At 66.3% G+C, this 18875-nt stretch carries 19 protein-coding genes, 1 pseudogene and 1 riboswitch; of the genes and pseudogenes, 8 read left to right on the top strand and 12 right to left on the bottom strand.

The features are described from left to right. Nucleotides 1–3 precede the first annotated feature (3 nt). From nirK to rpiB, 7 genes are all read left to right on the top strand, one after another. Complete coding sequence (gene nirK / locus NA2_RS09165) at nt 4–1515, top strand: copper-containing nitrite reductase (RefSeq protein ID WP_157188177.1); 1512 nt, start codon at nt 4–6, stop codon at nt 1513–1515. A 77-nt stretch (nt 1516–1592) separates the two neighbouring features. Beyond that, entirely contained in the window at nt 1593–2036 is a 444-nt protein-coding gene (locus tag NA2_RS09160) for a group III truncated hemoglobin (protein WP_008596369.1), read from the top strand. 57 nt (nt 2037–2093) lie between these two features. Beyond that, nucleotides 2094–2293: riboswitch (cobalamin riboswitch) on the top strand. Nucleotides 2294–2453: 160 nt separating this feature from the next. Beyond that, nucleotides 2454–3488: an ABC transporter substrate-binding protein gene (locus tag NA2_RS09155; RefSeq protein ID WP_008596368.1), complete on the top strand. Its 1035-nt coding sequence runs from the start codon at nt 2454–2456 to the stop codon at nt 3486–3488. 67 nt (nt 3489–3555) lie between these two features. Then, nucleotides 3556–4650 (top strand): FecCD family ABC transporter permease, encoded by a 1095-nt coding sequence (locus NA2_RS09150; RefSeq protein WP_008596367.1) that lies wholly within the window; start codon nt 3556–3558, stop codon nt 4648–4650. Continuing rightward, nucleotides 4647–5423, top strand: coding sequence for an ABC transporter ATP-binding protein (locus NA2_RS09145; RefSeq protein WP_008596366.1), 777 nt, complete (start codon nt 4647–4649; stop codon nt 5421–5423). Before NA2_RS09150 ends, NA2_RS09145 begins: the two co-directional genes overlap by 4 nt. Next, entirely contained in the window at nt 5420–6409 is a 990-nt protein-coding gene (locus tag NA2_RS09140; protein WP_008596365.1) for an LLM class flavin-dependent oxidoreductase, read from the top strand. The genes NA2_RS09145 and NA2_RS09140 overlap by 4 nt, the downstream gene beginning before the upstream one ends. A 118-nt stretch (nt 6410–6527) precedes the next feature. Beyond that, nucleotides 6528–6977, top strand: a complete 450-nt coding sequence (gene rpiB / locus NA2_RS09135; protein WP_040677371.1) for a ribose 5-phosphate isomerase B — start codon at nt 6528–6530, stop codon at nt 6975–6977. A 29-nt stretch (nt 6978–7006) separates the two neighbouring features. Here rpiB and NA2_RS09130 read toward each other — a convergent pair whose 3' ends face one another. The 12 genes from NA2_RS09130 to dnaK form a co-directional block, all read right to left on the bottom strand. After that, complete coding sequence (locus NA2_RS09130; RefSeq protein WP_008596362.1) at nt 7007–7672, bottom strand: ankyrin repeat domain-containing protein; 666 nt, start codon at nt 7670–7672, stop codon at nt 7007–7009. Nucleotides 7673–7702: 30 nt separating this feature from the next. After that, nucleotides 7703–8284 (bottom strand): transglutaminase-like cysteine peptidase, encoded by a 582-nt coding sequence (locus NA2_RS09125; RefSeq protein ID WP_008596361.1) that lies wholly within the window; start codon nt 8282–8284, stop codon nt 7703–7705. Between the two features lie 200 nt (nt 8285–8484). Continuing rightward, nucleotides 8485–9798 carry a polyhydroxyalkanoate depolymerase gene (locus tag NA2_RS09120; RefSeq protein ID WP_008596360.1) on the bottom strand — a complete coding sequence of 438 codons (1314 nt, stop codon included), beginning with the start codon at nt 9796–9798 and terminating at the stop codon, nt 8485–8487. Between the two features lie 195 nt (nt 9799–9993). Next, entirely contained in the window at nt 9994–10533 is a 540-nt protein-coding gene (locus tag NA2_RS09115; RefSeq protein WP_008596359.1) for a GNAT family N-acetyltransferase, read from the bottom strand. An 11-nt stretch (nt 10534–10544) separates the two neighbouring features. After that, nucleotides 10545–10838: a DUF1330 domain-containing protein gene (locus NA2_RS09110; protein ID WP_008596358.1), complete on the bottom strand. Its 294-nt coding sequence runs from the start codon at nt 10836–10838 to the stop codon at nt 10545–10547. Between the two features lie 23 nt (nt 10839–10861). Then, complete coding sequence (gene pyrF, locus NA2_RS09105) at nt 10862–11557, bottom strand: orotidine-5'-phosphate decarboxylase (RefSeq protein WP_008596357.1); 696 nt, start codon at nt 11555–11557, stop codon at nt 10862–10864. Between the two features lies 1 nt (nt 11558). Then, the gene (locus tag NA2_RS09100) at nt 11559–12149 is read right to left on the bottom strand and encodes an NADPH-dependent FMN reductase (RefSeq protein WP_008596356.1); all 591 of its coding nucleotides are present in this window, start codon (nt 12147–12149) and stop codon (nt 11559–11561) included. A 63-nt stretch (nt 12150–12212) separates the two neighbouring features. Further along, nucleotides 12213–12683: an OsmC family protein gene (locus NA2_RS09095; RefSeq protein WP_008596355.1), complete on the bottom strand. Its 471-nt coding sequence runs from the start codon at nt 12681–12683 to the stop codon at nt 12213–12215. Between the two features lie 151 nt (nt 12684–12834). Beyond that, entirely contained in the window at nt 12835–13440 is a 606-nt protein-coding gene (gene pmtA / locus NA2_RS09090; protein ID WP_008596353.1) for a phospholipid N-methyltransferase PmtA, read from the bottom strand. A 128-nt stretch (nt 13441–13568) separates the two neighbouring features. Further along, nucleotides 13569–14693, bottom strand: a complete 1125-nt coding sequence (gene dnaJ, locus NA2_RS09085) for a molecular chaperone DnaJ (protein WP_008596351.1) — start codon at nt 14691–14693, stop codon at nt 13569–13571. 171 nt (nt 14694–14864) lie between these two features. Beyond that, on the bottom strand, nt 14865–15962 hold the full coding sequence (locus NA2_RS09080; protein WP_008596349.1) for an acyltransferase family protein: 1098 nt from the start codon (nt 15960–15962) through the stop codon (nt 14865–14867). Nucleotides 15963–16079: 117 nt separating this feature from the next. Further along, the gene (gene dnaK / locus NA2_RS09075; protein WP_008596348.1) at nt 16080–17993 is read right to left on the bottom strand and encodes a molecular chaperone DnaK; all 1914 of its coding nucleotides are present in this window, start codon (nt 17991–17993) and stop codon (nt 16080–16082) included. A gap of 455 nt (nt 17994–18448) precedes the next feature. Here dnaK and NA2_RS09070 point away from each other — a divergent pair. Beyond that, nucleotides 18449–18859, top strand: a pseudogene (locus NA2_RS09070) (cell wall hydrolase); the annotation flags it as partial. Between the last annotated feature and the right edge of the window lie 16 nt (nt 18860–18875).

Raw genomic sequence — 18875 nt, 5'->3', positions numbered from 1 at the left:
ACCATGCTTGAACACCAGAAATGGCGGCCGGAAAGAAACCCCGGCCAGACGAGCGGCAGGAAAGCCCGGCAGGACAGGCCGGGCCTCCGCAAGCGCGGCGGCGGATGGCTGGCGATCGCGGCAGCATGCGCCTCGCTGCTGTTCCTCTCGCCGGCTTCGGCTCAGACCGAGACCGCCCCGGCAGCCGAGCCGGCCCCCGCAACGACCGGGGGCGCGGCGGCGCAGAGCTACCACAGCGCGACGATCTTCACCCTGAAGACGGGGATCGCCGAGGGCCGCATGGTCTATATCGGGGTCGGCGGCGACATCAACGGCCAGGTCAACCCGACCCTGATGGTTCACGAGGGGGAACTGGTCCAGATCAACCTGATCAACGGCGAGGGCGCCGAGCATGACGTGGTGATCGACCAGTATGCGGCGCGCTCGTCGATCGTCGTCGACAAGAACGCGTCCTCAACCTTTTCCTTCACGGCAAGCAAGGTCGGCGAGTTCAGCTATTTCTGCTCCATCGCCGGACACCGGGAAGCGGGCATGGAAGGCCTGATCCGGGTGATGCCCGGGCAGCGCGAGGCGATGTCGTCCGACGCGGCCGACGTGGTCCGCGACCCGGCCGACCTGCCGGGACCGGTCGGGCAGCGCGGCCCCAAGGTGGTCAAGGTCGACCTGGAGACGGTCGAACTGGTCGGCAAGCTGGATGACGGCACGACCTATACCTACTGGACCTTCAATTCCAAGGTGCCCGGCCCGTTCGTCCGCGTCCGCGTCGGCGACACGGTCGAGGTTCACCTGAAGAATCCGGCCGACAGCGTCATGGCCCACTCTGTCGATTTCCATGCGGCGACGGGTCCCGGCGGCGGCGCCCACGCGACGCAGACCGACCCCGGCGACGAGACCGTCGTCACCTTCAAGGCGCTGAAGCCCGGCATCTACGTCTATCACTGCGCGACACCCAGCGTGGCGCATCACATCACCAGCGGCATGTACGGGCTGATCCTGGTCGAACCGGAAGGCGGGCTGCCGCAGGTCGACCGCGAGTTCTACGTGATGCAGGGCGAGCTCTACACGGTCGAACCGTTCGGCACGCAGGGCGAGATGGAGATGGATTACGACAAGCTGATCTCCGAGCGGCCCGAATACTTCCTGTTCAACGGCGCCGTCGGCTCGCTGACCAAGACCCATCCGCTCTACGCCAATGCCGGTGAGACCGTGCGCATCTATTTCGGTGTCGGCGGACCCAACTTCACCTCCTCGTTCCACGTGATCGGCGAGATCTTCGACAGCGTCTATTCGATGGGCAGCGTCCTCTCCCCGCCCGTGCAGGGCGTCCAGACGGTGACCGTCGCCCCCGGCGGCGCGACCATCGTCGACTTCAAGATCGACCGCGGCGGGCATTACGTCCTGGTGGACCATGCCCTGTCGCGGGCGGAGCGCGGCCTGGCTGGCTATCTGATCGTCGACGGACCGGAGGACGATGACATCATGCACGCCGGACCTGCCGAGCAGGCCGCCGAATAAACCGGAGTACGGGACGCCGGTCCTTGTGGCCGGCGCCCCGTACTCCTACACATCACTGATACCGACAAAGGCGAACCATGCGAGACGAACTGCTGACAAGCCGACCGAAGCCCGAGCGGGCGCTGGCGCATCCCGAGGTGGACAGGGAATTCATCGGCAGGCTGGTCCGCGAATTCTACAGGCGCATACGCGCCGACACGCGGCTCGGACCGATTTTCGCCGGTGTCATCGGCGATCACTGGGAACCGCATCTGGAGAAGATGACGGATTTCTGGAGCGCCGTGATGTTCAAGGACGGCAGTTACAGCGGGCGCCCCGTTCCCGCCCATGTCCGGCTGAAGCAGGTCCGGGAAGAAGACTTCGACATCTGGCTCGCCCTCTTCCGGAAGACCACCGCGGACATGTGCACGCCGGAGGTGGCGGCGGCTTTCATGGAACGTGCGGAACGGATCGCCCAGAGCCTCAAGCTCGCGATGTTCTTCCGCCTTCCACAGAATCCGACAGGCACCCACGGCGGCTGACCTGCCACAGCGCCGGCGAACTGCCGGCGCGCGTCTTGCTTTCCTCCCGCGCGCACTCTACGGTCCCGCCGCTACGGTTCCACGCAAGTGGATGAAAAGGGAACGCGGTGCGGGCTGATGAAGTCCAAATCCGAGGCTGCCCTCGCAACTGTAAGCGGTAAGCTCGGCGATCGTGCCACTGGCCCCAAGCGGCTGGGAAGGGATCGCAAAGCGCAGGAGCCGCGAGCCAGGAGACCTGCCGTATCGACAACCGCAATTGCCGGCGAGGTGACCGGCAGGAGGCTCGTATGGCACGTTCCAGTCCTGGCATTCCACATGCCGGCAACCATTCGTTTTCCTGCCCTGCAGCAGAGGCGGGAAGCGCTTTCCCCCTTCTGAAGCTCATCCTCGCGGCGTCCTCCTGCCTGGATGAATAGAATGAAACCGAGACATTTCCTGCTGGCCCTCGCGCTGGCCATATCGAGCGCGTTTTCGGCTGCCGCCGAGACCTTCACCGACGACGCCGGCCGCACGGTGGAGCTGACGCTTCCCATCGAGCGGGCCGTCATCTTCAACCGCTACGCGGTCGAGTTCGCCCGCGCCATCGGCGCCGTCGACAAGGTGGTCGGCGTCGACGCCAGCACCATGCGCGACCCGAAATACTGGCCCGAGTTCGGCGATGAGGACATTGCCGGCCAGGGCCAGACCCAGCCGAACTACGAGGCGATCGTTGCCCTGAAGCCCGACGTGGTGATCATGCCGCGCAACGGCGTCTACGAGGAGGCGGCGCGCCAGCTCGAGCCGTTCGGCATCCCCGTCCTGGTGGTGACCGCCTGGGACACGCTGCAGCATGTCGACAATGTCACGCTCTTCGGAAAGCTGTTCGACAAGGAACAGCGCGCCACGGAGCTGGTCTCTTTCTACACCGGCTACATGGACCTTTTGGCCGAGCGCCTGAAGGGCGTCGAGCGCAAGCGCGTCTATCTCGAGGAAGTGCGCGACTTCGTGACCGTCACGCCCGGCTCCGGCTGGCATTCGATGATCGAGGCCGGCGGCGGCATCAACGTCTTCGGCGACATCGACATCAAGAAGGAGCCCACTTCGCGCGGCAACGAGAACAGCTTCACCGTCGACCCCGAGGAGATCGTCGCCCGCGCGCCGGACCTGGTGATCAAGCTTCAGCCCGGCTCCTACGCCACCATTCCTGAGGAAAAGTTCGCCGAGAGCTGGCAGGGCCTCTCGACGCGCCAGGACATTCTGGGCACGCCCGCCGGCGCGGACGGCAACGCCTACATGATCAACTACTATCTGGCCGGCGGCTCGTCGAAGGTCACCGGCGCGTTGCAGGTGGCCAAATGGCTCTATCCCGACCTCTTCGCCGACATCGAGCCGGAAGACGCGATGAAGGAATGGATCGAGGAGTTCCAGGGCCTGCCCTTCCAGGGCGCGATGACCTATCAGGGCGCGTTCTGAGCCCTTTCGCAGCGCCTCGCCGCGCGCGCCCGGCGCGCGGCATTCCCTTGATCGATCCGGAGCGCTCATGACCGTCCTGCACAGGCCGCAAGATCCATCGCTCGACATGGCGCGGCAATACCGCGCCCATGGCCGCCGCGCCATCGTCATCATCCTGGCCTCGCTCGCCGGCCTGATCCTCATCGCCGGCTCCGTCGCCGTCATGGGCATCGCGCAGACCGGCATCGGCACGCTGTTCGCCGTGATCGCCGAAAAGGCGAGCTTCGGCCTGCTGACCGCCAACGCGGACCCACAGCAGACGCGCGTGCTGATCCATCTGCGCCTGCCGCGCGTGGTGATGGCCATCATCGCCGGCGCAGCGCTTTCCCTTGCCGGCGTGCTGATGCAGGCGATCACGCGCAATCCGCTGGTCAGCCCCTATACGATCGGCGTGTCGTCCGCCGCCGCCTTCGGCGCCTCCATCGCCATCATGTTCGGCGTCGGCTTCACCTCGGTCGGCATCTATTTCGTCCCGCTGACGGCGTTCCTCTTCGCGCTCGGCTGCGCCACGCTGGTCTTCTCCATGGCCTGGCTGCGCGGCATGGGCGCCCAGACCATGATCCTTACCGGCATCGCGCTGATGTACCTGTTCAGCGCCATGACGGCGGCGGTGCAGTTCGTCGCCACGCAGGAGCAGCTCGCCCGCGTCGTGCACTGGACCTTCGGCAGCCTCAACGGCGTGCGCTGGGACGCGGTCGCCATCGCCGGCGTCACGGTCGCGCTGGTCCTGCCGCTGGCGCAGTTGCGTGCCTGGCAGCTCAACGCGCTGACCGCCGCCGGCGACGATGTGGCCCGCTCGCTGGGCATCAACGTCGCCCTGCTGCGCGGCCAGGCCGTCGTCTTCTCCGTCGTCGTCTCGGCGGTGGTCATCAGCTTCGTCGGCGTGATCGGCTTCGTCGGGCTGATCGGCCCGCATGTGGCGCGGCTGATCATCGGCGGCGACCATCGCTTCCTGCTGCCCTTCTCGGCCATCTGCGGAGCGATGCTGCTGCTGCTCGCCGACACGGCCGGGCGCCTCGTCTTCAGTCCGACCGTCATCCCGGTCGGCATCGTCGTCGCCTTCGTCGGCGTACCGCTGTTCCTGCATCTCATCTTGTCGCGACGCTCGGAGTATTACGCATGAGCCATCATCTCCTGCTGGACGACGTGCATTTCCGCTACGGCGCGCGCGCCGTCCTGTCCGGCGTGTCGCTGCGGCTTGCCCGCGGCGAGGTGCTCGGCTTGGTCGGTCCAAACGGCGCGGGGAAATCGACACTGGTGCGCACCGCGCTCGGCCTCGCGCGGCCGGCCTCGGGCCGCGTCCAGCTCGACGGCGTGGACCTGTCGCGCATCGCGCCGCGCGAGCGGGCGCGGCGCATGGCCTATGTCCCGCAATCGAGCCCGGTCAGTTTCCCCGTCACCGTGTTCGAGACCTGCCTGCTTGGCCGCACGCCGCACATGGGCGCAACGCCCAAGCCGCGCGACATCGCCATCGTCGAGGAGATGCTCGAACGGCTCCGGCTGCAGGACTTCGCCTTCCGCTCGATGGGCGAGCTTTCCGGCGGCGAGCACCAGCGCGTCATGCTCGCACGCGCCCTTGCGCAGGAAACCGAGCTGATCGTGCTCGACGAGCCGACCAGCGCGCTCGACATCGGCAACCAGCTCTTCACGCTGCGCGTGGTGGCCGACATCGCCCGCGAGCGGCGCGTCACCGCGGTGATCGCCATTCACGACCTGTCGCTCGCTGCGCGCTTCACCGACCGGCTGATGCTTCTGCACCACGGCAGGGTCGAGGCCGAGGGCGCGTGGGAAGAAACGCTGACGGAAGCCACGATCAGCCGCACCTACGGCGTCCAGGCGGAGATCGGCCTCCTCCGCGGCGTGCCGGTCTTCGCACCCTACGAGGCGCTGACGTGAGGATCGACATTTCCGGCTGGGCGCGCGGCGGCCGCGACCTGCCGCACGAGGCGCTGCTGCGGTTGTGCGAGACGGCAGACGGGCTCGGTTTTGGCGGCATCTGGTTCAACGAGTTTCATTTCCAGGAGGAGCCGCAGGCCTACCCATCGACGCTGATGCTCGCCTCGGCTATCTTCGCCCGCACGCAGCGCCTGCGGGTCGGCAGCTCGATCACCGTCACACCGCTCTACCATCCGTTCCTGCTGGCCGAGACCGTCGCGCAACTGCACTGGCAGAGCGGCGGGCGTTTCGATCTCGGGATCGGGCGGGGCACCCATCCCGCGACGCTCTCCGCCCTCGGCATCCGCCCCGAGGAGACGCGTCAGCGCTTCGAGCAGGCGCATGCGCTGATCGTGGCGGCCCTGCACGGCGAGGCCCGCATCGAGGCCGGCCAGTGCTGGCCGGAATCCGGCATCGCGGTCGGTCCGCTGCTGCCGGGCGAGGCGCTGCCCGTCTACCTGGCCGGCTCGACGCCCGACACGCTGGCCTTCGCCGCGCGCAACCGCCTGCCGCTGCTCCTCAGCCTCGAACCGCCGGAGACGGCGCAGATCGAGACCTATTCGCAGATCCTGTCGCGCGAGGGCCATCCCTCATGCCTGCGCCAGTCGTCGCTGTCGCGCTTCGTCCGCGTCGCGCCGAGCGACCGGGCGGCGATCGAGCGCGTCGACGCGCTGCTGCCGCGCCTGTTCGAGCGGCGGCTCAAGGCCGCCCGCGCGGCGGGCCGGCCGACGGAGCAGATGCGCATGGCCGACCGCGACACCTTCCTCGCGCGGCAGATGATCGCCGGCTCACCGGAAAGCTGCGTCCGCCAGCTCAGGCAGCTCGAGGCGGAAACCGGCATCGGGAGCATTCGCCTGGTGTTCAACGGCAACGGCGTGATCGGCCACGAGGAAGCCACGGCCGATCTCATGCTGTTCGGGCGCGAAGCGCTGCCGCATCTGCGCTGAGCGTCGGCCAGGCGGTTCCACCTCGCATGAAAACGCTGTAAGGAAATCATCCATTGCCCGCGAAGCGATGCCCGGATGGGGCGGCGCCGGACGGCTTCGCAACACGGGACCGGTTTCCATGACAGACAGCAGACGCATTGTCCTTTCCAGCGATCACGCAGCCATCGGCCTCAGGCAGGCCATTGCCGGCCATGTCGCCGGCCTCGGCTGGGAAGTGGTCGACATCGGGCCCGAGACGCCGGAGAGCACCCACTATCCCGAACATGGCGCTGCCGCCGCGCGACGCGTCGCGTCGGGCGACTGCCGGTTCGGCATCGTCCTGTGCGGCACCGGCCAGGGCATCATGATGGCGGCGAACAAGGTGAAGGGCATCCGCTGCGGCGTGTGCGGCGACGCGTTCTCGGCGCGCATGATCCGCCAGCACAACGACGCGAACATGCTGTCGATCGGCGCGCGCGTGGTGGGCGAAGGGCTGGCGCTCGACATCGTCGATGCGTTTCTCACCGCCCGGTTCGAGGGCGGCCGTCATGCGCAGCGGGTCGAGATGATCGAGGCGCTGGAGGGGTAGTCGCGGATGGCCGTACCGGATACCGCCTTCTACCGTGCGCCCGCCGCGCGCAGCAGCCGGGCAATCTCGGGATAGCCGTCCCGCTCCGCATGCTGCAGCGGGCTGACGCCCTCGCGGTCGGCGATGTCCACATCGGCCCCGGCCTCGATCAGGAGTTCGACGATGGCCACGTGGCGCGGCCCGCCGTCGCCCAGGATGATGGCCTCGAGCAGGGCCGTCCAGCCGAGATTGTTGACGTGGTCCACGTCCACACCCGCTTCGATCAGGAGCCGCACCGTCTCGACATGGCCGCGCTCCGCGGCGGGGATGAGCGCCGTGCCGCCGAAGCGGTTGGTGCTTGTGAGATCCGCGCCATGCGCCAGCGTCAGGCGAAGGATTTCCAGATATCCCCGCGCACCCGCCAGGAGATAGGGGCTGTCGCTGATCGCGTCCTTGGCGTTGACATCGGCGCCCGCCGCGATCAGCCGCCGCGCAGCCTCCAGCCGGTTGGCCTGGACGGCGGCCAGCAGGGCCGTGCGGCCGCGCGCATCGCGCGCGTCCAAGGCCGCGCCTGCGGCAAGGGCATCCTCGATGGCGGGAACGTCGCCGCGCTCGGCGGCGGCGATCAGCCCCGCCTCGTCTGCTGCGGCTTGATTGATGGAAGACATCGAGATCAGGACCAGTCCCAGAACGGTGAAAAGAACGCGTGCTATCACGGCAACTCCTGCAAACCGGGCGGCGCCCGGCTACTGGCTGACCGCGCCGACGACCGGTGCGTTGTCCTCACGCAAGCTGACCCAGCGGCCCGTATGATTGCTGGCCTGCCTCTTCAGGTAGCGATAGCCGGTCGTGCTCCATAACTTGACGGCATCGTTCAGATTGTCGAGCACGAAGTCGCCCCGGTCGGTGCGCACCGTCAGCACCGCGTGGCCTTCTCCATCCGGCTTGCGCACCACGGTAATGAGCAGGTTGGCGAAAGAAAGGCCGCGCCGCTTCAGCTCGCGCCGCTTCTCCAGCACATAGTCCTCGCAGTCGCCGACGCCGGTCGAGGGATAGGTCCAGACCTCCTCCTCGCCATAGATGTCGATGTCGTTCAGCGGCTCGATGGCGCGGTTGACGTCGCTGTTCACCGTCGTCAGCGTCTTCCAGAGCGCCGTCGTCATGCGCTCGGGTCCCGTGTCGCGCACGCGGATCGAGCATTCGACAGGATTGGCCTTGCAGAATTCATAATGGCCGATGGGCTGCGAGGTCATCCCGCCGGTCGCCATCAGATTGCCCGCTTCCGCCGAAGCGACGCCCCCGGCCGCCGCGATCAGCAGCCATGCCATGCTCCGGATGCGGAAGCCCCTCCGCCAAGCAGCCATCATGGCGCTCCCCGTTTCTTACTATCGTTAATGAAACGTTAAGAAACGAAGAGGCGCACTGTCAATCGGCGCGGACGTAAACTTCCCAAGATGGTTACCGGCGAAAACGCGTCGCCCGCCGTTTGCAGGCGGGCTGTTGCGGAAATGCACGTGTCGGGTTGCCGTCAGGCCGGCTTTCGCCTCGCGGCGGGCTTGCGCCTGGCGCGTGACGCCTTCGCCGGTTCCGGTGCGGCTGCCTTCGATGCCTGCCCGGCCGGATTGCTGCGCATGAAATCGAGGATGCGCGGCGCGATCTCGGCGCGGAAGCGCGATCCGTTGAACACGCCGTAATGGCCGACGACCGGCTGCATGTAGTGATGGCGCATCGCCTCGGGAATGTTGACGCACAGATCGTGCGCCGCCCTGGTCTGGCCGACACCCGAAATGTCGTCGTTCTCGCCTTCGACGGTCAGCAGTGCCACGCGGCGGATCGCCGCCGGATCGACGTTTTCGCCGCGATGCTTCATCTGGCCCTTCGGCAGGTCGTGGCGGATGAACACGGTCTCCACGGTCTGCAGGTAGAACTCGGCGGTCAGGTCCATCACCGCCAGATACTCGTCGTAGAAGTCACGGTGCTTCTCGGCCGGCTCGCCGTCGTTCTTCACCAGATGCATGAAGAAATCCTTGTGCGCCGTCAGGTGGCGGTCGAGATTCATGCTCATGAAGCCGGAAAGCTGGAGAAAGCCGGGATAGACCATGCGCATGAAGCCCGGATGCGGCCACGGCACGGGCATCACCGCATTCTCGCGGAACCAGCCGATGTCCTTCTCCTCGGCGAGCTGGTTCACCGCCGTCGGGTTCCTGCGCGTGTCGATCGGGCCGCCCATCAGCGTCATGCTGGCCGGAACGGTCGCTTCGCCGCGCGCTTCCATCAGCGCCACCGCCGCCAGAACCGGCACCGAGGGCTGGCAGACCGCCATGACATGCGTGTCGGGACCCAGATGCCCCAGCATGTCGATCACGTAGTCGATATAATCGTCCAGGTCGAACGTGCCCTCGGACAGCGGCACCATGCGCGCATCCGCCCAGTCGGTGATGTAGACATCCGCGTAGGGAAGCATGGTTTCGACCGTGCCGCGCAGCAGCGTCGCATAGTGGCCGGACATCGGTGCGACCATGAGGATCTTCGGCCCGGGCTTCGCGCCGGCCGGCAGATCGCGCTTGAAATGGATGATGTCGCAGAAGGGACGGGACCAGATGATGTCCTCGCGCACCCTGACCCGGACGCCGTTCACATTCGTGTCCGTCAGGCCGAATTCAGGCTTGCCGTAGCGGCGCGTGCTGCGCTCGAAAAGCTCCGCCGCTGCGGCCACGGTGCGGCCGAGATAGGTCTTCGCCATCGGATTGAGCGGGTTGCTGTAGAACAGCCGCATCGCATCGGCATAAGCCCGCGCCGGCTGCAGCGCGGCGTGGTTGAATTCATAAAGCTGATAATACATCGCTCGATTTCCTGGGCCGACCTTCGCTCAGGCCGCGCCGCAGGGCGATTGTGGCACGGCCGGCGAAGCCTTGGTCATTTGCGTGCCTACTAACCTAAACTACTTTTGCTGCGTTGCAATAGAAGCAGTCCGATGCTCCATGGAGCATCGGCGCCGATCATGTCATCGCATTGATTTCGAATATGTTTACGCTCTTTACTCCACGCTTTCGCTGTTGCGGCGCAGCATGATCAGACGGGTTTCCGGGGCGATGCCGGGAGGTATTTCCAGCAGGAATCGCGCACGCGTCGCCGCCGGAGCCTCACCCGGCGCGCATGGCAGGAAGCCGTGCCTGGCATAGAAGGGAGCGTTGAAGGGGACGTCCCGGAAGGTGCTCAGGGAAACGCCGGCGAGGCCGGCATCGACGCTCCGGGCGACGACCGCGTCCAGCAGCGCCGCACCGACGCCCTGCCTCCCGTGCGCCGGATCGACGGAGAGCTCCATCAGATGCATGAAGGGGCCGACCGGACCCGCGATGGCGAAGGCCACCGGCCCGTCGCCCCGATGCGCGCAGACAAGCGTCTCGCCGGCGGTCGCCCGCGCGTGGAAGGCATCCGGCGCCATCGCCGGCGTTTCGGCCAGTTCGGCAAACCCGTGCGCGGCGAAAAGACGACCGGCGCGCGCCTCGGCATCAGCCAGCGCGGCGGCGTCCGCCTCCCTGTAGGGTCGGATCGCATAACCGTCGGGCAGGGCCATGCGTCTTCCGGTCAGCTTTCCGCACCCTCGACGATCAGCATGTCGGCGTCGGCAACGGTGATCCGGATGGCCTTCGCCGCCTGATACTCCGCCGAATTGTAGCAGTCGCGCGCCGCCGCGAATGTCGGGAATTCGATCACGACGTTGCGGCCGCGTCCGGCGCCCTCGAGGCTTTCCCAAGTGCCGCCGCGCGCCAGGAAGCGCGCGCCGAAACGCTCGAAGGCCGGCCTGGCCGTGGCCACGTAATCCTTGTAACGCTCGGGGTCGCGCACATCGACATGGGCGATCCAGTATCCCTTGGGCATTGCGTCTCCTCCTCCCTTGCTGTTCAGGCGGCAGCCATCTCGTCCAGGATGGCCCTGGCGGCCGCCTTCGGGTCCGGCGCGGCGGCGATCGGCCGCGCCACAACGAGATGGGTGCTGCCGGCACGGATGGCGTCGCCGGGCGTCATGACGCGCTTCTGGTCGCCATGGTCGCTGCCGGCCGGCCTGATGCCCGGGGTCACCAGCGCCATGCCGGGCCGGGCCAGCGCGCGCACCTCGGTCACTTCCGTGGGCGCGCAGACGATCCCGCCCATGCCCGCCTCGCTCGCCTGCGCGGCGCGTTTCAGCACCAGATCGCGGGCACCCGAGGCGTAGCCCGCATCGGCAAGGTCGCCATCGTCCATGGAGGTCAGGACGGTCACGCCGAGCAGGGTCAGTCCCGAACCCGCCGCGGCGTCCACCGCCGCCCGCATCGCCTTCGGATAGGCGTGGATGGTGAGCATCGTCATGCCCATGCGGGCGATGTTCTCGACACCCTTTGCCACCGTGTTGTCGATGTCGAGCAGCTTCATGTCGAGGAAGATCTTCTTGCCGGAGCCTGCGAGTTCGCGGGCGAAGCCCAGCCCGCCGGCAAAGGCGAGCTGATGGCCGATCTTGTAGAAGGAGACCGTATCGCCCAGTGCGGCGACCACCCGGTCCGCATCCGTGAGCGTCGGCACGTCCAGCCCGACGATCAGCCGGTCGCGCATATCCGTCTGCATGTCACACCTCCACCCTTGTCGAGAGCATCCGCGCACGCTCGATCAGCGTGCGGCACACGGCTTCCATCATGCCGCGCAGGCGTTCTTCCTTGAAATTGCCGTCCGCGTCAAACGCATCCTGCGCGCGGGCGACCGAGCATTGCGGCGTGACGATGTCGGCGCGGCAGTTCATCAGCACGGCGCGCAGGTGGTAAAGCCCACGAATGCCGGCGAAGTTTCCGTCCGACGACGAGCACAGGCCGACCGGCTTGCCGGACCAGGGACGCAGCGCGCGGCCGCCATCCTTCGACAGCCTGCTGACCCAGTCGACGGTGTTCTTCAGGAGCGGCGGGATCGACGCATTGTATTCCGGGCTGGCGATCAGCACCCCGTCATGCGCGGCGATCAGCCGTCCGAGCCGATAGACGTTCTCCGGGATGCCCTTCTCCTTCTCCAGATCCTCGTCCATGATCGGCAGGGGATAATCGGCAAGCGAGATGCGGGTGACCTCCGCGCCCTGCTGGGCCAGTTCCTTCATCGCCGCATCGGCCGTCTGCCCGCTATAGGCGCCGGTGCGGATCGATCCCGCGAAGACCAGGATTTTGGGATTCATGCGTCATGCTCCTCTTTTGCAAGAGGGGTATAGGCAATGCCGGCCCCGATCAATGGGCGGGCGTCAGCGCTCCAGATAGCTTGCCTCGAAGCCGACCGGAAAATTCACCGACCGGGCGATGAAGCAGTAATGGTGGATCTCGTGGTGGATCGCATCTGCCCGCGTGAGGTCGGCCCCCGCGGCCATCTCGATGCGGGGCCGGAGCGTGGCGCGCAGGAAGCGCCCCGCGCCGCTCGGCGCCGATTCGCCGATGCCTTCGGGATTGTCCGTATAGGCATGCACGACGATGCCCGCCCGGCTGGCCAGATGCAGGTACCAGAGCATGTGACAGGCCGAGAGGGTCGCAAGAAGCAGGTCCTCCGGATTGGGCAGGGCCGGGTCGCCGCCCAGAAGCGGATCGTTGGAACAGTGGATCACCGGCTTGCCCGGCGTGGTGATGTCCCAGGTCCGGTCATAGCCACGATAGGTCCTGGTTCCCTCGCCGCGATTGCCGGTCCAGGCGATGCGGCTCGTATAGGCGTGCTCTTTCGTCATCGTGGATTCACCCCGTGGCTTGGCCGTAGCTGGCCCGCGACTGGTCGTCGGATGCGCGACGGCGCTGTCCCGCAGGCGGGCCACGAGAACCTGAAATCGACGGTGTGTCTATGTTGCTCGGCCGCGTTTCCGCTGGGCCATCAACGCCCGCTCAGTGGCTGGCGCGACGATAGACCCACAGCCTGGTCGGCGGGATGTTGCGGATGATAAAGTCGAAATGCTCGACCGTGTAATCGCCCTGGCCCGGCGGTATCGGCGACTTCGGGCCGTAGGTGAGCTGCACGACCGGCCGGCCGCCAGGAATGCGCCGGAGCAGGCTTTCGAGATAGCTGACGCGCGCCGCCACCGGGAAGTTGAGCAGGGGAACGCCGGAAACCACGCTGTCGAAGAGCTGCGGAGCGCCGGCGCCCAGCGTCTCGTCGAGATTGAAGGCGTCGCCCTCGATCACGTTGACGCCGGGATAGCATTCCCGCAGGTGCTTCACGAAGTCGGGGGAGTACTCGACCGCATAGAGGTTTTCGGGCTTCACGCCATGCGCCAGGATCGCCCGGGTGATGACGCCGGTGCCGGGTCCGACCTCGAGCACGGGCAGGCCCGAGCCGGTGTCGATCACCGAGGCCATGCGGCGCGCGGTGACGCTGCTCGTCGGGATGATCGAGCCGACGGCCTTGGGCTGGTCGATCCATCCTCGAAAGAAGCGCAGCTCGTCCCCGAAACGGTCCGTGATTGCCTTGCGCACGTCCAAACCCTTGTTCATCTCCCGGCGGGCTCCTTCCCGATCCCAATCATTCTGTTTCGGCGACGGTTTTTTCCGCGGCAGGTTTCGCCGCCGCTTGCAATGTATCAGACAAACAGCCCCGGGCGCCTTCCATTAACATGGTTCGCCTATTCGCCGAAGGACTCGAAGAAATCTTTCATGCGCGAGAAGAAGCCGGCCGACTGCGGGCTGTTCTCCTTCGACGAGATGCGCTCGAACTCCTCGAGCAGTTCGCGTTGCTTGCGCGTCAGGTTCTGCGGCGTTTCCACCGCGACCTGGATATAGAGGTCACCGATCTGCGGCTGGCGCAGCACCGGCATGCCCTTGCCCTTCAGGCGGAACTGGCGGTCGTTCTGCGTGCCCTCCGGCACCTTCACCCGCGTCTGCGTCCCGTCGAGCGTCGCCACCTCGAAGGAACCGCCAAGTGCGGCCGTCGTCATGGAGATCGGCACCTTGCAATAGAGATCGGCGCCGTCGCGCTGGAAGAACTCGTGCGGTTTCACGGACAGGAAGATGTAGAGATCGCCGGGCGGGCCGCCGCGCAGGCCCGCCTCGCCCTCGCCGGCGAGCCTGATGCGCGTCCCGTCCTCGATGCCGGCCGGGATGTTGACCGAGAGCGAGCGCTCCTCGGCGACGCGGCCCTGGCCGGCGCATTTCGCGCAGGGGTCGGTGATGGTCTCGCCGCGTCCCTGGCATTGCGGGCAGGTGCGCTCGATGGAGAAGAAGCCCTGCGCGGCGCGGACGCGGCCGGCGCCCTGGCACATCGGGCAGGTGGCGGGCGAGGTGCCCGGCTTCGCGCCGGAGCCGGAACAGTCGTCGCAGGCGACGGCCGTCGGCACGCGGATCTGCCCGGTCTTGCCGGAAAAGGCCTCCTCGAGCGTGATCTCCATGTTGAAGCGCAGATCGGCGCCGTGCTGCCGCCCGCCGCGGCGCTGCCGGCCGCCGCCCATCATGTCGCCGAAGATGTCCTCGAAGATATCGGCGAAACCGCCACCGCCGCTGAAGCCGCCGCGGCCGCCCATGCCGCCGTTCTCGAAGGCTGCGTGGCCGAACTGGTCGTAGGCCGCGCGCTTCTGCGGATCGCGCAGCGTCTCGTAGGCCTCGTTGATTTCCTTGAACTTGTGTTCCGCCTGATCGTCACCCGGATTGCGGTCCGGATGGTAGCGCATCGCCAGCTTGCGAAAGGCGCTTTTCAGTTCTTTCTCGTCGGCGTTTCTCGACACGCTGAGCGTCTCGTAAAAATCTGCCTTCATCAATGAGAGTCCCGCATGTTTCTTCCAGAGCGAACGCCGCTTCCCCGGTCAGTGTCCGCTATTTAGGTATTCGATAGAGCGAATGCCATAGTTTGCGGCGGATTGCCAGCCATCACGCCCCTGCCGCCGCCGACTTTCGTCTGCCGGCCGGCAACGGAGAAAGGGATGGATTCAGGCCGTTGCCGCGCCCGAGCCGCGCTCGGGCCGCCGCAGCCCCGTGAGGCGCAGGAACGCGCCGGCGAGGCGCGCCTCGAAGATCTGATAGGACGCGACGGCGACGCCGACCGTCAGAAGCATGATCGCCGCCGTATAGGCGAAGAACACGAGGCTCGACGGCGAACCGATGAAATGGCTCCAGACGAAGGAAAAGAACAGGCTCTCGGTGACCGGGTGCCAGAGATAGATGCCGAACGACACGGCCGCCGCCGGGCGCAGGAAGGCGGGATAGGTGTAGCGCTCCGGATCGTTGCGCTCGGCCACTCCCGCCAGGAACACGGCGATGCCGAGAAGGGCCAGGGTGAGATAGATGTTGAGCTGCAGCGCCATCGACACGCAGGCGGCGATGATGGCGATCCACGCCGGCCCGCGCGATGCAAGGGTCAGGGGCGAGCCCGCGACCAGAACCGCCAGGAACGCGCCGAGCACGAAATCGGCGAAGGTGCGGTAGGCGCCCCAGGTGTCGGCCAGAACCCAGCTCTCGAACGGCATGATGCCCGTGTGGACCATGGCCTCCAGCACCACGTAGGAGAGCGCCAGCAGGAGGAACAGCCCGATACGCCCGCCGAACCGGTAGGCCAGGATGATGAGCGGCAGGAAGATATAGGCGAACCATTCCGCCGACAGCGACCAGGAAACGAAGTTGAAGGTGAGCGTGTCCTGCACGCCCCAGGCCTGGATCAGCAGCAGGTTGGCGACGAGCGTATCCCATTGGTAGAGACCGGCCTCGCCGCCGGTGCGCAGAAAACCGAAATGGATCGCCAGCCCCACGAGGACAAAGTAGGACAGCGTCGCCAGATGCAGCGGATAGAGCCGCGCGAGCCTCTTGCCGAGATAGACGACATAGCTGCGCGCGTTGCGCACTTCCGTGCCGTAACGGCTGAAGATCAGGAAGCCGGAGATGATGAAGAACATGTCGAGGAGCGGGCGCAGAAGCGACAGGTCGTCCTTCACCCACTGGCTCTCACCCGGCGCGAAATGCCCGAAATGATAGAGCATGATCAGCAGCGCCGCCACGAGACGCCAGATTTCAAAAAGGCGATAACGGATCACAGGCCCCCCGGTCTTCCGTCAATTCTCTTCGACGGCTAACGATAGGGGGCGAGGCTTAAGAAGGCATAAAAAAGCCCGGATCGAGGACCCGGGCTTTTGTCGGTGCTTTGCAGGCGATCAGGCCGACTTCTTGTCGTCCTCGTCGATCTCCTCGAAATCGGCGTCGACCACGTCATCGCCGGAAGCCTTGGCGTCCGCCGCCGCATCGCTCTCGGCGGCTTCCTTCTGGCTGGCCTCGTACATCGCCTGGCCAAGCTTCATGGAGGCTTCGGCGAGGGTGTTGGTCTTAGCCTTGATGTCCTCGGCGTCGTCGCCCTCGACCGCGGTCTTCAGCGCGGCCATGGCGTCCTCGATCGCCTTGCGGTCTTCCTCGGAAACCTTGTCGCCATATTCGCCGAGCGACTTCTCCGTCGAATGGAGCAGCGCTTCGGCCTGGTTCTTGGCCTCCACCGCATCGCGGCGCTTCTTGTCGGCCTCGGCATTAGCCTCGGCGTCCTTCACCATCTGCTCGATGTCGGCGTCCGACAGGCCGCCGGAGGCCTGGATGCGGATCTGCTGCTCCTTGCCGGTGCCCTTGTCCTTGGCGGAGACGTTGACGATGCCGTTGGCGTCGATGTCGAACGTCACCTCGATCTGCGGCACGCCGCGCGGTGCGGGCGGCAGGCCCGTCAGGTCGAAGCGGCCGAGGCTCTTGTTGTCGGCGGCCATCTCGCGCTCGCCCTGGAAGACGTTGATGGTCACGGCGTTCTGGTTGTCCTCGGCCGTCGAGAACACCTGGCTCTTCTTGGTCGGGATCGTCGTGTTGCGGTCGATCAGGCGGGTGAACACGCCGCCCAGCGTCTCGATGCCGAGCGACAGCGGCGTCACGTCGAGCAGCAGCACGTCCTTGACGTCGCCCTGCAGGACGCCGGCCTGGATCGCCGCACCCATGGCGACAACCTCATCCGGGTTGACGCCCTTGTGCGGCTCCTTGCCGAAGAAGTTCTTCACCGTCTCCTGGACCTTGGGCATGCGGGTCATGCCGCCGACCAGAACCACCTCGTCGATCTCGCCGGCCTTCATGCCGGCATCCTTCAGGGCGGCCTTCAGCGGCTCGACCGTGCGCGCCACGAGGTCGTCGACCAGCTGCTCGAACTTGGCGCGGGTCAGCTTCATCGTCAGATGCTTCGGGCCGGACTGGTCCGCCGTGATGAAGGGCAGGTTGATCTCGGTCTGCGAGGAGGAGGACAGCTCGATCTTGGCCTTCTCGGCAGCTTCCTTCAGGCGCTGCAGGGCAAGCTTGTCCTGCTGCAGGTCGATGCCCTGCTCCTTCTTGAACTCGGCCGCCAGATACTCGACGAGGCGCATGTCGAAATCCTCGCCGCCGAGGAAGGTGTCGCCATTGGTCGACTTCACCTCGAACACGCCGTCACCGATCTCGAGGATCGAGATGTCGAACGTGCCGCCGCCAAGGTCGTAGACGGCGATGGTCTTGCCGTCCTTCTTGTCGAGGCCGTAGGCGAGCGCGGCAGCGGTCGGCTCGTTGATGATGCGCAGCACTTCCAGGCCGGCGATCTTGCCGGCGTCCTTGGTGGCCTGGCGCTGGGCGTCGTTGAAATAGGCGGGAACGGTGATGACGGCCTTCTCGACCTTCTCGCCGAGATAGGCTTCCGCCGTTTCCTTCATCTTCTGCAGGATCATCGCCGAGATCTGGCTCGGCGACTGCTTCTTGCCGGCCGCCTCGACCCAGGCGTCGCCATTGTCGCCCTTGACGATCTTGTAGGGGACGAGCTTCTTGTCCTTCTCCGTCACCGGGTCGTCATAGCGCCGGCCGATCAGGCGCTTGATGGCGAAAAGGGTGTTTTCGGGATTGGTCACCGCCTGGCGCTTGGCCGGCTGGCCGACCAGCCGCTCGTCCGAATCCGTGAATGCTACGATGGACGGCGTGGTGCGCGCGCCCTCCGCGTTCTCGATGACCTTCGCATCCTTGCCGTCCATGACGGCGACGCAGGAATTGGTCGTTCCGAGGTCGATACCGATTACTTTAGCCATGTCTTCTCTCCGCAAAGCAGACCGTCAGGACCCATACCGGCGTTCCAGATGACAGCCCCTGTTCACACGAATGTGCCGTGGCAGCGCCCTGGAGAGGAACGCGCCGAACGGCTTCGACGCGTATATAAGAATGACATTTTTCATACGCAAGGCGGGATTTGGCCCGAACTGGCCCAATCGATCGATACAAAATTGCCGATCATGCGATTCAAAGCCGATTTGAACCGCGGGTCTCACGATGGCAAACAGCCCGCACGGGGGCATCTGCGGCGCCGCTGGCGCACGCCGGACGAAGGTTCGGGAGTCTGCAGATGTTCCAGGTGTTTCTGCTCGGGGGGCTTTTCGTCGCGTCGCTGTCCGGCTCGCCGCAGATCCCGATGGAGGTGTCCATGCGGGGACTCGCTCCCCGACCGGAGCAGAAAGCCGTCCCGGTCGCCCGGCATCATGAGAAGCTCTGTCTCGCGCTGGCGGTCTATCACGAGGCGCGCGGCGAACCGGAGGCAGGCCAGCTTGCCGTGACGATGGTGGTCCGCAACCGGGTCCTTTCGCCGCGCTATCCGCCCACGATCTGCGGCGTGGTGTTTCAGAACGCCCGCTGGAAGAACCGCTGCCAGTTCTCGTTCGCCTGCGCCGGCGCCTCGCTGCTGCCGCTGGAAGGAGAGGCGTGGAGCCGCGCGCTGCGCATCGCAAGCGCCAGCGCCGTGCCGTCGAGATGCAGCGGAATGCCGGAGGCCGTCGCAACCCACTATCACGCGGACCGGGTCCGTCCCGCCTGGGCGCGCAGCATGGACCGGCTCGGGCGCATCGGCCAGCACGTCTTCTTTGTCGAAGGAGCCGTCAACCGAAGAACGGACTGCGCCTTCTAGATCGTGTGCGTTCCTT

It is taken from the genome of Nitratireductor pacificus pht-3B (assembly GCF_000300335.1).
Classification (GTDB): domain Bacteria; phylum Pseudomonadota; class Alphaproteobacteria; order Rhizobiales; family Rhizobiaceae; genus Nitratireductor; species Nitratireductor pacificus.
The sequence above is the reverse complement of the archived record's forward strand: the minus strand, read 5'-3'. Positions and strand labels throughout refer to the sequence as shown.